This is a genomic window from Streptomyces incarnatus (genome assembly GCF_001027185.1).
GTDB lineage: Bacteria > Actinomycetota > Actinomycetes > Streptomycetales > Streptomycetaceae > Streptomyces > Streptomyces puniciscabiei.
Genome location: NZ_CP011497.1, coordinates 2,770,057 through 2,783,342 on the forward strand (window position 1 = coordinate 2,770,057; position 13,286 = coordinate 2,783,342).

Below are 13,286 nucleotides of genomic sequence, written 5' to 3' on the forward strand. Positions count from 1 at the left end.
AGGGCAAGAAGCACACCAAGAGCAGGGCGAAGACGGTTCCGAAGCAGCCGGTGCCCCGGCACGAGAGCGTCGCGGAGGGGGCGCGGCCGGGGGCCGCCCTCGCATCCGAGGACCGCGCGCGGCTGCTGGAGGCGACCCATCACGACCCGCACGCCGTCCTGGGGGCCCATCCGGTGCCCGGCGGCGTGGCCTTCCGGGTCTTCAGGCCGTACGCGCTGTCCGTCACGGTCGTCACCGGCGCCGTGCGGGCCGAACTGCGCGACGACGGCGACGGGTTCTTCTCGGGCCTGCTGCCGTTCGGGGACGTACCGGAATACCGGCTGCTGGTGGCGTACGAGGGGAACGTCCTGGACACCGAGGACCCCTACCGCTTCCTGCCCACCCTGGGCGAGCTGGACCTGCACCTGATCGGCGAGGGCCGGCACGAGCAGCTGTGGCAGGCGCTCGGCGCGCATGTCACCAGCCACCAGGGGGTGGCCGGCACCCGGTTCGCGGTGTGGGCGCCCGACGCCCGGGGCGTGCGGATCGCGGGCGGCTTCAACTTCTGGGACGGGACCGGCTTCCCGATGCGCTCGCTGGGCTCCTCCGGGGTGTGGGAGCTGTTCGTGCCGGGGATCGGCGCGGGCGAGGCGTACAAGTTCGAGATCACCCGCCCGGACGGCTCACGCACCCTGCGCGCCGATCCACTGGCCCGCCGTACCGAGGCCCCGCCCGCGACCGCGTCCATCGTGGACGTGTCACAGCACGAGTGGGGGGACGCGGAGTGGCTGGCGCACCGGGCCGACATCCCGGTGCACGAGGCGCCCTTCTCCGTCTACGAGGTCCACCTGCCCTCCTGGCGGCCGGGCCTCACCTACCGCCAGCTCGCGGAGCAACTCCCCGCATACGTACGGGAGATGGGCTTCACGCACGTGGAGCTGATGCCGGTCGCCGAGCATCCCTTCGGCGGGTCCTGGGGCTACCAGGTCACCGGCTTCTACGCGCCCACGGCCCGGCTCGGCATCCCGGACGACTTCAGGTACCTGGTGGACCGGCTGCACCAGGCCGGGATCGGGGTGCTGATGGACTGGGTGCCGGCGCACTTCCCGCGCGACGACTGGGCGCTGGCCGAGTTCGACGGGCGCCCGCTGTACGAGCACCACGATCCGGTGCGGGCCGCGCATCCCGACTGGGGCACGCTGGAGTTCGACTTCGGCCGCCGGGAGGTGCGCAACTTCCTGGTGGCGAACGCCGTGTACTGGTGCGAGGAGTTCCACATCGACGGGCTGCGGGTGGACGCGGTCGCCTCGATGCTCTACCTGGACTACTCGCGCGAGCCGGGCCAGTGGACCCCGAACGAGCACGGCGGCCGGGAGAACCTGGACGCGGTCGCCTTCCTGCAGGAGATGAACGCCACCGTCTACCGGCGCTGCCCGGGCGTGGTGACCATCGCCGAGGAGTCGACGGCCTGGGACGGCGTCACCCGGCCCACCCACCACAAGGGCCCGAGCGGCTTCGGCGGGCTCGGCTTCGGCCTGAAGTGGAACATGGGCTGGATGCACGACTCGCTGGAGTACATGGCCCACGAGCCGGTTCACCGGAAGTACCACCACCACGAGATGACCTTCTCGATGGTGTACGCGTACAGCGAGAACTACGTCCTGCCCATCTCCCACGACGAGGTCGTGCACGGCAAGCGGTCGCTGGTGTCGAAGATGCCCGGCGACTGGTGGCAGCAGCGGGCCAACCACCGCGCGTACCTGGCCTTCATGTGGGCCCACCCCGGCAAGCAACTGCTCTTCATGGGCCAGGAGTTCGCCCAGGGCGCCGAGTGGTCCGAGGCGCACGGCCCGGACTGGTGGCTGCTCGACCCGTCCTACGGCGCCGAGGCCGACCACCGGGGCGTGCGGGATCTCGTACGGGACCTGAACGCGCTGTACCGGGCGAGCCCGGCGCTGTGGCAGCGGGACACCGACCCGGCGGGCTTCCAGTGGATCACCGGGGACGCCGCGGACGACAACGTCTTCGCGTTCCTGCGCCTGGCCGCCGACGGCTCTCCGCTGCTGGCGGTGTCGCACCTGTCCCCGGTCGTCCGGCACGACTACCGGCTCGGGATCCCGGACGACGTACCGGCCTGGCACGAGTCCCTGAACACCGACGCCGCGCGGTACGGCGGCGGGGATGTCACCAACCCCGACGTCATCAAACCGGAACCCCAGGGATGGCACGGCCGCCCGGCGAGCATCCGGCTGACCCTGCCCCCGCTGGCCACGGTGTGGCTGCGGCCGGCCTGACCGGGCGAGGCGCGCCTCGCGGTGCCGTCGGCCGTCGCCGAGCGGCTGCGGCACCCGGGGGGCAGGGGCCGGCGGAGGGGCGTCGGGCTGCACCAGGGAGCGGAGGGCAGCCGCCCGCGTACGACTGCCCGAGCCGCTGGGCGAGCGGGAGCCGTGCGTCGCTGAAGCCCCTGTCCTCCGCGCCGCACCCGAGCTACCCGCCGTCGCCCCCCGGCGGTTCCGCTACTCCCCGGTGACGCCCGCGGCGAGCGCCTCGGGCAGATCCTCCGTGTACAGCACCCCGAGCCGCTGGGTGGCGCGGGTCAGGGCGACGTAGAGGTCGCTGGTGCCGTAGTGGCCCGGCTCCACCACCAGGACCGAGTCGAATTCCAGACCCTTGGCCTGGCGGGGGTCGAGGAGGACGACCGTGCGGGTCAGGTCGGGCTCGGCGCCCGCCGTGACGCCGTCCAGCCGGGTGGCCAGCCGGCGGTGCAGTGCGCGCGGGGCGATGACGGCCAGCCGGCCCTCGGCCGGGGTGAGTTCGGCGACCGCCTTGGCCACGGCCTCGGGCAGGTCGCCGTCGGCCCGCCGCACCCAGGGGCGTACGCCCGTGGAGCGGACCGAGCTGGGCGGCTCGAAACCGGGGTTCTGGGCGCGGACCACGGCCGCTGCCAGGTCCATGATCTCGGCCGGGGTGCGGTAGTTGACGCCGAGGCGGGTGTGCTCCCAGCGGTCCTCCACATAGGGGGCGAGGATGTCCGCCCAGGAACCGACACCGGCCGCCTCGGCGGTCTGGGCGGGGTCGCCGACCAGGGTCATCGAGCGGGTGGGGCTGCGCCGCATCAGCAGCCGCCAGGCCATCGGCGACAGCTCCTGCGCCTCGTCGACGATGATGTGCCCGAACGCCCAGGTCCGGTCGGCCGCGGCGCGCTCGGCGGCGCTGCGGTGGTCCGCCTCCTCGTGCCGCTCGGCGAAGCGTTCGGCGTCGATGATGTCGTGCGCGGACAGGACCTCGCTCGCATCGGGATCACTGTCCTCCTTGTCCTCGAACTCGTAGGTCCGGGAGGCGTAGGAGACGTCCAGCACGCCCTGGGCGTAGGCGATCTGGGTCTCTCGTTCGCGCTCGGCACGGGCCCGTGCCGAGCGCTCGTCCTCACCGAGGAGTTCGGCCGCCTCGTCCAGCAGGGGGACGTCGGCGACGGTCCAGGCGCGGGTCACCGGGCGCCGGATGGCGGCGGCGTCCTCCGCGCTGACGTACCCGTCGGGCTCCGCGAGGAAGTCGGCGACCAGCCGCCGCGGGGTGATCCGGGGCCACAACTGGTCGATGGCGTCCCAGACTTCGGGGTTCTCGGCGAGCTCGTCGCGGATCTGGGTGATGTCGGAGGCGTCCAGCAGGCTGCTGCCGTCGTACGGGTCGGTGCCGACGCGTTCGGCGTACAGTTCGGTGAGCGTGTTGAGGATGTGCCCCTCGAAGTACTCACGGGCGGCGTTGTGCGGCAGCTTCGCGGCGCGGGTGCGTTCGCGGGCGACGCTCACCAGGCCGTCGTCGAGCATCAGCACCTCGCGGTCGTGCTGGATCGCGATGACCGGGTCGGGCAGGGCCTGCCGGTCGCGTACGACGGCGGCGAGCACGTCGGCCATGTCGGCGCGGCCCTTGACGGCGGCCGCCTCGGGAGTGTCGGTGGCGGTGGCCTTCACCCCGGGGAACAGCTCGCCGACCGTGGCCAGCAGCACGCCGGTCTCGCCGAGGGAGGGCAGCACCTCGCCGATGTAGCCGAGGAAGGCCGGGTTGGGGCCGACGATGAGCACGGCCCGGCGGGCCAGCAGCTCGCGGTACTCGTAGAGGAGGTAGGCGGCGCGGTGCAGCGCGACCGCGGTCTTCCCGGTGCCGGGGCCGCCCTCGACCACCAGCACCCCCCGGTGCGGCGCCCGGATGATCCGGTCCTGCTCGGCCTGGATGGTCTGCACGATGTCGGTCATCCGGCCGGTGCGGGCCGAGTTCAGCGCGGCCAGCAGCACGTCGTCGCCGCTGTGGTCCTCGTACCCGGTGCGGGTGGCGTCGCCGAGGTCGAGGATCTCGTCGTGCAGGGAGGTCACGGTCCGGCCCTCGGTGCCGATGTGCCGGCGGCGGCGCAGGCCCATCGGGGTGTGACCGGTGGCCAGGTAGAAGGGGCGGGCGACGTCGGCCCGCCAGTCGATGAGGACCGGGGTGCGCTCGGCGTCGTCCTCGCGCAGGCCGATCCGGCCGATGTGGTGGGCGGTGCCGTCGGCGAGGTCGATCCGGCCGAAGCAGAGCGAGCCGTCGACGGCGTTCAGCGCGGCGAGCAGCCCCGAGCGCTCGGCGACCAGGATGTCCCGCTCCAGCCGGGCCTGCATGGGCTTGTCGCCCTGGGCGAGCGCGTCCTCGACCGAGGTCGCGGCCTCGCCGCGCAGGACGTCCACGCGCGCGTACAGTCCGTCGATGAATTCCTGCTCGCGCCGCAATTCATCGTCCGGAAATTCGGTGTTTGACAATTCCGCTCCCGCCCGGATATACTGTGCCAGTGAACTTCTCCGCGACTTGTTCCAAATGAAGTCACGAACCACTGAATATACGCACAGAAATCCCCCGAGCGCAATTGCTCAGGGGATTTTTTGATGGGCGTCCGCGCTTTACAGCACGTCGGCCAGCTCTTCCATGAGGCGCCGCTTGGGCCGCGCCCCCACCATGGACCGCACCGGCTCACCGTCCCGGAAGACCATCAGGGTCGGCGTGGACAGCACCCCGTAGGCGACCGTCGTCTCCGGATTGCGGTCGACGTCGAGCTGTACGACCTTCAGCCGGTCGCCCTCCTCGAAGGCGATGTCCTTCAGCACCGGCGCGAGCTGCCGGCACGGACCGCACCAGTCGGCCGTGAACTGCACCAGCACCGGAAGACCGGCGCCGATCACCTCCGCCTGGAAATCCGCGTCCGTCACCTCGTCCAGTCCGCTCACCAAGCTCATCGCGACAGCCCTCCCAGCTCGCACACGGGCTCCGGACCCCCCGGAACCAGCGCCTCGGCCGCCAGCGCGTCCCGGGCCAGCTCGGCCCGCCGCAGCTGCCCGGCGACCGTCTCCCGCACGGACTGCAGCTGCCCGATGAGCGCGTCCAGCTCGCCCAGCTTGCGCCGGTAGACCTGGAGCGAGGCCGGACAGGAGTCGCCCTCCGGGTGCCCGGCGCGCAGGCACTCCACGAAGGGCCGCGTCTCCTCCAGCTCGAAGCCGAAGTCCCGCAAGGTCCGGATCTGCTCCAGCAGGCGCAGATCGCCCTCGTCGTAACGGCGGTGCCCGTTGCCGTCGCGCCGCGCCGGCAGCAGCCCGCGTGCCTCGTAGTACCGCAGGGTGCGGGTGGTGGTCCCGGCCCGTGCGGCCAGCTCGCCGATTCGCATGCCCACGACCGTAGGGGTTGCCGTCGACGTCAGGGCAAGCGGTCGTCCGGCGGGTGACCGGGGGGGCTCCTCAGCGGCAGAGGGCTTCCCTGGGGCCGTAACCGTCGGCCAGGGCCGGCGGGAGGCGGTGGTCCTCCTCGCTCCCGCCGGGCGTCAGACGGTCACCCCCGCCGACTCCTCCACCTCCATCAGGGAGGCGCTGTGGCGCTCCTCCTCGAACTTGCGGCGGCCGCCGCGGAGGCCGAACAAACGCTTGGCCAGGGCGATGTAGAGGACGGCGAGGATGTTGAGGACCAGCGTGGCGATCTTCAGGTAGCTGACCTTCTCGGTGAGCTCGTAGATCTCCAGAGGCAGGAAGGCGGCGGTGGCGACCACCGTCAGGTACTCCGCCCAGCGCTTGGCGTACCAGAGGCCGACCGCCTCGACCAGCTCGATCAGCGCGTAGGCGAGCAGCAGGGCGGCGACCAGCAGCAGGGTGTTGTGCTTGTAGCCGAACGCCTTCTGGATGGAGCCGACGACCGGGGAGTGGTCGAGGTCGTAGTGGAAGTGGCGGAACACCGGGCGGAAGACGTCCAGGTTCTCGTTGAAGAGCTTGCGCACGGCGTCCTGGCTGTTGCTGAACTTCCACACCGCCACCGCGACCAGCACGATGAACACCCCGCGCACGGCCCGCTCGATCGCGAGGAAGCGCAGGATGAACAGGTCGCGGAGCACCTTGCCGCGCGGCACGAGCGGCGCGTCGGCGGCCGGTCCGGAGCCGTGCGGCTCGCCCAGCACGAAGTCACCGCAGCGCAGGCAGCGCCACACGTCCCCGAGCGCGGTCTCGGCGCGCAGCCGGAGCCGCAGCCGGGGATCGTCCGGCGCGTAGGTGACATGGCCCTTGCGCGCGCAGGTCCGCCGGTCCCAGTCGATCTTCATTCCCCCGTGCCTCCATCGCACTTACCGATTCACCTGTACGGACGCCGGACACGAACGTGCCGTTCCGGTCGGTCCGGAGCGGCACGTTAGCGGATGGAGGCTGGAAAGGGTCAGCCGGCCGAGCTGTCCACCAGTTCCTTCTCCTCGGTCTTCACCTCCGGCGCGGCGGCTTCACGGCGCGGCAGCAGGATGCCCACGAGGACCGTGCCGATGCCGAGGACCACCGCGCCGACCAGGCTGGTGTGCGCGACGGCGTCCGAGAAGGAGGAGCCGACCGCCTCCGCCATCCGCCGGGCCCCGGAGGCGAGTTCGGCGGCCTGCTGCCTGAGCTGCGCGGCCTGCTGGGGGTCCTTGGCGTGGGCCGCCTGCGCGGCCAGCGCGTGCGCCTTGTCGCCGATGCCCTGGGCGACGGCGTACCCGGCGCCGACGGAGTCCCGCGCGGTGTCCAGGGCGCTCGCCGGGAGCCCGCTGCCGGCGGTGGCGTCGCCCAGGTGGTTGCCGTACGACGTGGCGAGCAGCGAGCCGAGGATCGCGATGCCGAGGGAGCCGCCGAGTTCCAGCGAGGTGTCGTTGACCGCGCCGCCGACGCCCAGCTCGGACTCCGGGAAGGCGCCCATGATGGCGTCGGTGCAGGGCGAGAGGGCGAGGCCGATGGCGAGGCCCAGGATGATCAGCGGGGCCAGGAAGTCGGTGTACGTCGAGGCCGCGTCGACCCGGGTCAGCAGCGCCAGGGCCGTCGTACCGCCGACCATGCCTGCGGTGACGGTCCACTTCATGCCCACGCGCGGGGTGAGCCAGCCGGTCAGCGCCGAGCCGGCGAAGACCGCGCCGGCCAGCGGGAGCATGCGTACGCCGGTCTCCAGGGCGTCGTAGCCGAGGACGAACTGCAGGTGCTGGGTGAGGTAGTAGAAGGCGCCGAAGACCGCCAGGAAGAACAGGGCGACGGCCAGGTTGGAGCCGGCGAAGCGGCGGGCGGTGAAGCGGCGCACGTCGAGGATCGGGCGGGGGTGACGCAGCTCCCAGGCCACGAAGGCGACCAGGCCGATACCCGCGACCACCGCCGCCGTGACGGCCTTGACGCCCCAGCCGAAGTGCGGGCCCTCGATGATCATGTAGACCAGCGAACCGGTCCAGAGCACCGACAGCAGTCCGCCGACGTAGTCGATCCGGTCGTGGTGACCGGCCCTGGAGGGCGGGACCAGGACGAAGGCTGCGCCGATCGCCACGGCTGCGATGGGCACGTTGATCAGGAAGGTGGAGGACCAGCCGTGGTGGCGCAGCAGGGCGCCGGCGACCACGGGGCCGGCGGCGATGGCGAGGCCGGCGGTGGCGGTCCACAGCGTGATCGCCTTGGCCCGCTCCGCGCGCGGGAAGGTCGCGGCGAGCAGGGAGAGCGTGGCGGGCATGATCAGCGCCGCGCCGACGCCCATCACGGCGCGGGCCGCGATGACGGTCGCCGCGCTGTCGGCGAGGTAGCCGAAGACGGCACCGCCGCCGAAGACGAGGAGGCCGAGGACGAGCGCGCCGCGCCGGCTGTACTTGTCGCCGATGGCGCCGAGCAGCAGCATCAGCGCGGCGTAGGGGACGGTGTAGCCGTCGATCACCCACTGCAGGTCGGCGCTGGAGAGCCCGAGGTCCTTCGTCATGTCGGGCGCGGCGACCGTGAGGGCGGTGTTCGCCATCACGATGATCAGCAGGCTCAGGCAGAGCACGAGCAGTGCCCACCAGCGCCGGGCGTAGGGGCGCTCCATCTTCTCGACCGGTTCGGTCATGACGAGTCGCATGGCAGGGGTCGCCTTCCTCGGTGCGCGACGGGACGTACGGAGTGGATTTGCACAGCACCGTGCAATTGCACAACCATGTGCAATGTACGCCGTTGCACAGCACTGTGCAAGTCGACCGGGGAGGCACAATGTCGGCCATGACCACGGGTAACACCAGCCGCGCCGACGCCAACCGGCGCCGCATCCTCGACGTCGCCCTCGCCGAACTGCTGCGCGACCCCGACGCCTCCATGGACCAGATCGCGCGCGCCGCGGGCGTCGTACGACGGACGGTGTACGGCCATTTCCCCAGCCGTGAGGCGCTGATCAGCACCCTCGTCGACGAGGCGGTGCAGGCGCTGACGGACGCGGACACCGAGGTCCGCGCCGGGGTGACGGACCCGGCGGAGGCGGTGGCCCGGTCGGTGCTCGCCATCTGGGCGACGGCCGACCGCTACCGCCTGCTGATCGCGCTCGCCCAGCGCACGGTCACCGTCCAGGGCATCCGCGAACGCCTCGCCCCGCTGCGCGCCGCCAAGGTCAGGCTGCTCCAACAGGGCCTGGACGAAGGCGTGTTCAGCTCCCCGCTGCCGGCGCCGGCGCTGGCGTACGTGCACGAGCAGCTGCTGTTCGCGGTGATGGAGGCGGTGAACGACGGCCTCGTGACAGCACAGGAGGCGGGCCGCTCGGCCACGGTCACGGTCCTGACCGCGGCGGGCGTACCCGCCTCGACGGCCACCGCGCTGGTGGCCCGGGTGAGCGAGGAGAAACGCGAGAAGCCGGGCGGCTGAGGTACGGGGGAACCTCAACCGCCCGGCAGCGGTCCCGGACGCCCGGCCCGGGTTCAGGCGGGGCCGGACATCCGGAGTATTGGGTGCGCTTTTTCAGCGAGGCGGAGGGACTGCGCCCCGTAAGGGGCGCGGGGAACTGCGCGACAAGCCACATCAGACCCGCGCCCGCGCACCGGCAGATCCCCGCAGACGCCTAGGCCTTGGCCAGCTCCCCCTCCCGCGGCTCGGGAACATCGGCAACCGAGCCCCGGCCCTCGTCCATCAACGTGGTCTCGTCGAACGGCAGCTCACCGGCCAGCACCTGCCGCACCCGCACCTTGTCGATCTCCTTGGTCCACGTGCCGATCAGCACCGTGGCGACCGCGTTCCCCGCGAAGTTCGTCAGCGCCCGCGCCTCGCTCATGAACCGGTCGATGCCGACGATCAGCCCGACCCCGTCGACCAGCGCGGGCTTGTGCGACTGCAGACCGCCGGCCAGGGTGGCGAGCCCCGCGCCGCTGACACCCGCCGCGCCCTTGGACGCCAGCAGCAGGAAGAGCAGCAGCGGGATCTGCTCGCCGACGGACATCGGTGTACCCAGCGCGTCCGCGATGTACAGCGACGCCATGGTCATGTAGATCATCGTGCCGTCGAGGTTGAAGGAGTACCCGGTCGGCACGGTGATGCCGACGACCGGCTTGCTGACGCCCAGGTGCTCCATCTTCGCGATCAGCCGCGGCAGCGCGGACTCGGAGGAGGAGGTCGACAGGATCAGCAGGAACTCCCGCCCCAGGTACTTGAAGAGGGAGAAGACGTTCAGGCCCGCGACGGCCCGGAGGATCAGTCCGAGCACCACGAAGACGAACAACACACAGGTGACGTAGAACCCGAGCATCAGCACGGCGAGGCTCTTCAGCGCGTCGATGCCGGCCGAGCCGACCACCGCCGCGATGGCACCGAACGCACCGATCGGCGCGGCCCACATGACCATCGACAGGATGCGGAAGACGAGCCGCTGGATGTGCTCGATGCCGCGCAGCACCGGCTGCCCGACCGAGCCCATGGCCTGCAGCGCGAACCCGGCGAGCAGGGCGACCAGCAGCGTCTGCAGGACCTGGCCCTCGGTGAAGGCGGAGACGAACGTGGTCGGGATGATCGACAGCACGAAGTCGACGGGCGGCAGCGCGTCCGGGGACACCTGGGCGTGCCCGGTCTGCTTGATCGCGTTCGTCAGGTGCAGCCCGTCACCGGGGTGCAGCACGTTGCCGACGACGAGCCCGATGGCGAGCGCGACGAGCGACATCACGAGGAAGTAGCCGAGGGCGATACCGCCGACGGCGCCGACCTTGGCGGCCTTGCGTACGGACCCGATCCCGAGCACGATCGTGCAGAAGATGATCGGCGAGATCATCATCTTGATCAGGTTCACGAATCCGGTGCCGAGCGGCTTCAGCTGGACCGCGGCGTCGGGCCAGATGAGGCCCACGGCGATGCCGAGCGCGACCGCCACGATGACGGCGATGTACAGGTAATGGGTCCGGTCCCGCTTCACGCGGGGTGCGGCAGGTGCCGTATCGGGGGTTGTGGCGGCCACGACTGCCCTCCTTGACGTCTTCGTCGGTGAACAACCGGCGTGCGGCTCACGTCCGGGCGTTGCTCGGGGAATGCCGTGACTATCTCCCGCCCTGTGAGGGCGGTCACCCTTCCGTTCATTTAGTTCACGCTTAACCGGAGAGGCACACTGCTGACATGCGCTTCCCGTCCCTGACCCGGCCCCGCAGCCTCGCCGGCCAGCTGTTCGCCATGCAGGCCGTGCTGATAGCGGTGGTCGTGGCCGGGTACGCGCTGTTCACCTACGTCGGCGACCGGCGGCAGGCCGAGGACGCGGCGGTCCGCCAGGTCACCGCGGTGGCCCGCTCGATCGCGGACGCCCCCTCGGTGCGCTCGGCGATCCACACCACCCGCCCCACGGCGGCCCTGGAGCCGTACGCCCTGCAGGTCATGCGGGACGCGGACGTCGACTTCGTGACGATCATGAACCCGGAGGGCATCCGCTGGACCCACCCGGACCGCGACCAGATCGGCAAACGCTTCCTCGGCCGTATCGGCCCCGCCGTGCACGGCCACACCTTCACCGAGACCTACACCGGCACCCTCGGCCCCTCCGTCCGCGCGGTGACCCCGGTCGAGGAGAACGGCCGCGTCATCGGCCTGGTCAGCGCCGGCATCAAGGTCGAGGCGATCAGCGCCCGGGTGCAGGGCCAGGTCACCGCCCTGCTCGGCGTCGCCGGCGCCACCCTGCTGCTGGGTGCGGTCGGCACGTACGTGATCAACGCGCGCCTGCGCCGCCACACCCACGGCATGAACGCCACCGAGCTCAGCCGGATGCACGACTACCACCAGGCGGCGCTGCACGCGGTCCGCGAGGGCCTGCTGATGCTGGACGGGCAGTACAGGGTCGCCCTCATCAACGACGGCGGGCGGGAGCTGCTGGGCCTGGGCGCTCCGGACACCGAGCTGGTCGGCCGCTCGGTGGCGGACCTGGGCCTGCCCGCCCCGCTGACCGGCGCGCTGCTGTCCTCGGAACCCCGGGTGGACGAGGTGCACCTGACGGCGGCCCGGGTGCTGGTGGTGAACACCTCCCCGGTGTCGGGCGGAGAGCGCCGGGGAACGGTGGTCACGCTGCGCGACGTGACCGAACTCCAGTCGCTGATGGGCGAGTTGGACTCCGAGCGGGGCTTCACCCAGGCGCTGCGCTCGCAGGCGCACGAGGCCGCCAACCGGCTGCACACGGTGGTGTCGCTGATCGAGCTGGGCCGGGCCGAGGAGGCCGTGGAGTTCGCCACGGCGGAACTGGAGCTGGCCCAGGCGCTGACCGACCAGGTGGTCGCGGCGGTCGGCGAACCGGTGCTCGCCGCCCTGCTGCTCGGCAAGACGGCCCAGGCCAACGAGCGGGGCGTGGAGCTGGTGGTGTCCCCGGACAGCCGCCTGGACGACGGCCTGCTCCCGGAGGACCTGCCCGCCCGGGACCTCGTCACCATCCTCGGCAACCTGATCGACAACGCGGTGGACGCGGCACAGGGCAGCGTGCGGGCGCGGGTGACGGTGACCGCGTACGCCTCGGACGCCGAGGTGGTCCTCAGGGTGTCCGACACGGGCCCAGGGGTCGACCCGGCCCATGCCGACCTGGTATTCCAGCGGGGGTTCTCGACGAAGCCGGCCGGTCCGGGCGGTCGGGGTCTCGGGCTGGCCCTGGTCCGGCAGGCGGTGACCCGCCACGAGGGCACGTTGACGGTGGCGGAGTCCGACGAGGACGGTGAGGGCGGAGCGGTGTTCGAGGTGCGGTTGCCGCTGCGTACACCCACGGGTGGCAGCAGATGACGAAGGAACAGCGGCCCATCCGCGTCCTGGTGGTCGAGGACGACCCGGTGGCCGCCGACGCGCATGTCATGTACGTCGGCCGGGTGCCCGGGTTCGTCGCGGTCGGCAAGGCGCACACGGGCGTGGAGGCCCGGCGTTTCCTGGACCGTACGCCCGTCGACCTGCTGCTCCTCGACCTGCACCTGCCGGACGTGCACGGGCTGCAGCTGGCCCGCTCCCTGCGCGCCGCCGGGCACCACGCGGACGTCATAGCGGTGACGTCGGCCCGGGACCTGGCGGTGGTCCGCGAGGGCGTCTCCCTGGGCGTCGTCCAGTACGTCCTGAAGCCCTTCACCTTCGCCACCCTCCGCGACCGCCTGGTCCGCTACGCCGAGTTCCGTGCGGCGGCGGGCGAGGCGAGCGGCCAGGACGAGGTCGACCGCGCGCTGGCGGCGCTCCGGGCCCCGTCGCCCGCCGCCCTGCCGAAGGGCTTGAGCGGCCCGACGCTGGAGCGGGTGACGGGGGCGCTGCGCGAGGCCTCCGAGGGACTGACCGCGGCCGCGCTGGCCGAGACGGTGGGGATCTCCCGCATCACGGCCCGGCGCTATCTGGAGCACCTGGTGGAGGCGGGCCGGGCGGGCCGGAGTCCGCTGTACGGACAGGTGGGCAGGCCGGAACTGGTCTACCGGTGGGTGCCGCAGGGGCGGTGACGCACCAATCCCCTGCACACGCATTGACCTGACTAGACCACTCCTCTTACCTTCACACGGCAACCACCCGAGGCCACCCCCACGTGCGCCCGCAGGAGGTCAC

10 protein-coding genes are annotated in these 13,286 nt (G+C 71.9%); 4 read left to right on the top strand and 6 right to left on the bottom strand.

The genetic code is table 11. The features are described 5' to 3' along the window. Positions 1–50: 50 nt before the first annotated feature. On the top strand, positions 51–2,273 hold the full coding sequence (gene glgB / locus ABB07_RS12145) for a 1,4-alpha-glucan branching enzyme (RefSeq protein ID WP_208903399.1): 2,223 nt from the start codon (positions 51–53) through the stop codon (positions 2,271–2,273). 222 nt (positions 2,274–2,495) lie between these two features. On the opposite strand, the gene ABB07_RS12150 is transcribed toward glgB, so the two are convergent. From ABB07_RS12150 to ABB07_RS12170, 5 genes are all read right to left on the bottom strand, one after another. Next, positions 2,496–4,736, bottom strand: coding sequence for a HelD family protein (locus ABB07_RS12150; protein ID WP_208903400.1), 2,241 nt, complete (start codon positions 4,734–4,736; stop codon positions 2,496–2,498). 168 nt (positions 4,737–4,904) lie between these two features. Beyond that, a complete protein-coding gene (gene trxA, locus ABB07_RS12155; protein ID WP_055704800.1) occupies positions 4,905–5,237 on the bottom strand; it encodes a thioredoxin in 333 nt (110 codons plus the stop codon). Then, positions 5,234–5,662, bottom strand: a complete 429-nt coding sequence (locus tag ABB07_RS12160; RefSeq protein WP_208898733.1) for a MerR family transcriptional regulator — start codon at positions 5,660–5,662, stop codon at positions 5,234–5,236. Before ABB07_RS12160 ends, trxA begins: the two co-directional genes overlap by 4 nt. A gap of 153 nt (positions 5,663–5,815) precedes the next feature. Then, entirely contained in the window at positions 5,816–6,580 is a 765-nt protein-coding gene (locus ABB07_RS12165; protein WP_208898734.1) for a DUF2127 domain-containing protein, read from the bottom strand. Positions 6,581–6,690: 110 nt separating this feature from the next. Then, a complete protein-coding gene (locus ABB07_RS12170; protein WP_208898735.1) occupies positions 6,691–8,364 on the bottom strand; it encodes an MFS transporter in 1,674 nt (557 codons plus the stop codon). A 128-nt stretch (positions 8,365–8,492) separates the two neighbouring features. On the opposite strand from ABB07_RS12170, the gene ABB07_RS12175 reads away from it, so the two are divergent. Next, on the top strand, positions 8,493–9,134 hold the full coding sequence (locus tag ABB07_RS12175) for a TetR/AcrR family transcriptional regulator (protein WP_208898736.1): 642 nt from the start codon (positions 8,493–8,495) through the stop codon (positions 9,132–9,134). 193 nt (positions 9,135–9,327) lie between these two features. On the opposite strand, the gene ABB07_RS12180 is transcribed toward ABB07_RS12175, so the two are convergent. Beyond that, positions 9,328–10,707 carry a cation:dicarboxylate symporter family transporter gene (locus ABB07_RS12180; protein ID WP_279617385.1) on the bottom strand — a complete coding sequence of 460 codons (1,380 nt, stop codon included), beginning with the start codon at positions 10,705–10,707 and terminating at the stop codon, positions 9,328–9,330. A gap of 155 nt (positions 10,708–10,862) precedes the next feature. Here ABB07_RS12180 and ABB07_RS12185 point away from each other — a divergent pair, with 155 nt between their 5' ends. Next, entirely contained in the window at positions 10,863–12,494 is a 1,632-nt protein-coding gene (locus tag ABB07_RS12185; RefSeq protein WP_208898737.1) for a sensor histidine kinase, read from the top strand. Then, entirely contained in the window at positions 12,491–13,183 is a 693-nt protein-coding gene (locus tag ABB07_RS12190; RefSeq protein ID WP_208898738.1) for a response regulator, read from the top strand. The genes ABB07_RS12185 and ABB07_RS12190 overlap by 4 nt, the downstream gene beginning before the upstream one ends. Positions 13,184–13,286 lie beyond the last annotated feature (103 nt).

What these genes read in the sequence shown, in the direction of transcription:
- trxA (WP_055704800.1), bottom strand. Translation starts at nt 5,237, where the DNA reads ATGAGCTTGGTGAGCGGACTGGACGAGGTGACGGACGCGGATTTCCAG.
- ABB07_RS12160 (WP_208898733.1), bottom strand. Translation starts at nt 5,662, where the DNA reads ATGCGAATCGGCGAGCTGGCCGCACGGGCCGGGACCACCACCCGCACC.
- ABB07_RS12165 (WP_208898734.1), bottom strand. Translation starts at nt 6,580, where the DNA reads ATGAAGATCGACTGGGACCGGCGGACCTGCGCGCGCAAGGGCCATGTC.
- ABB07_RS12170 (WP_208898735.1), bottom strand. Translation starts at nt 8,364, where the DNA reads ATGCGACTCGTCATGACCGAACCGGTCGAGAAGATGGAGCGCCCCTAC.
- ABB07_RS12175 (WP_208898736.1), top strand. Translation starts at nt 8,493, where the DNA reads ATGTCGGCCATGACCACGGGTAACACCAGCCGCGCCGACGCCAACCGG.
- ABB07_RS12185 (WP_208898737.1), top strand. Translation starts at nt 10,863, where the DNA reads ATGCGCTTCCCGTCCCTGACCCGGCCCCGCAGCCTCGCCGGCCAGCTG.
- ABB07_RS12190 (WP_208898738.1), top strand. Translation starts at nt 12,491, where the DNA reads ATGACGAAGGAACAGCGGCCCATCCGCGTCCTGGTGGTCGAGGACGAC.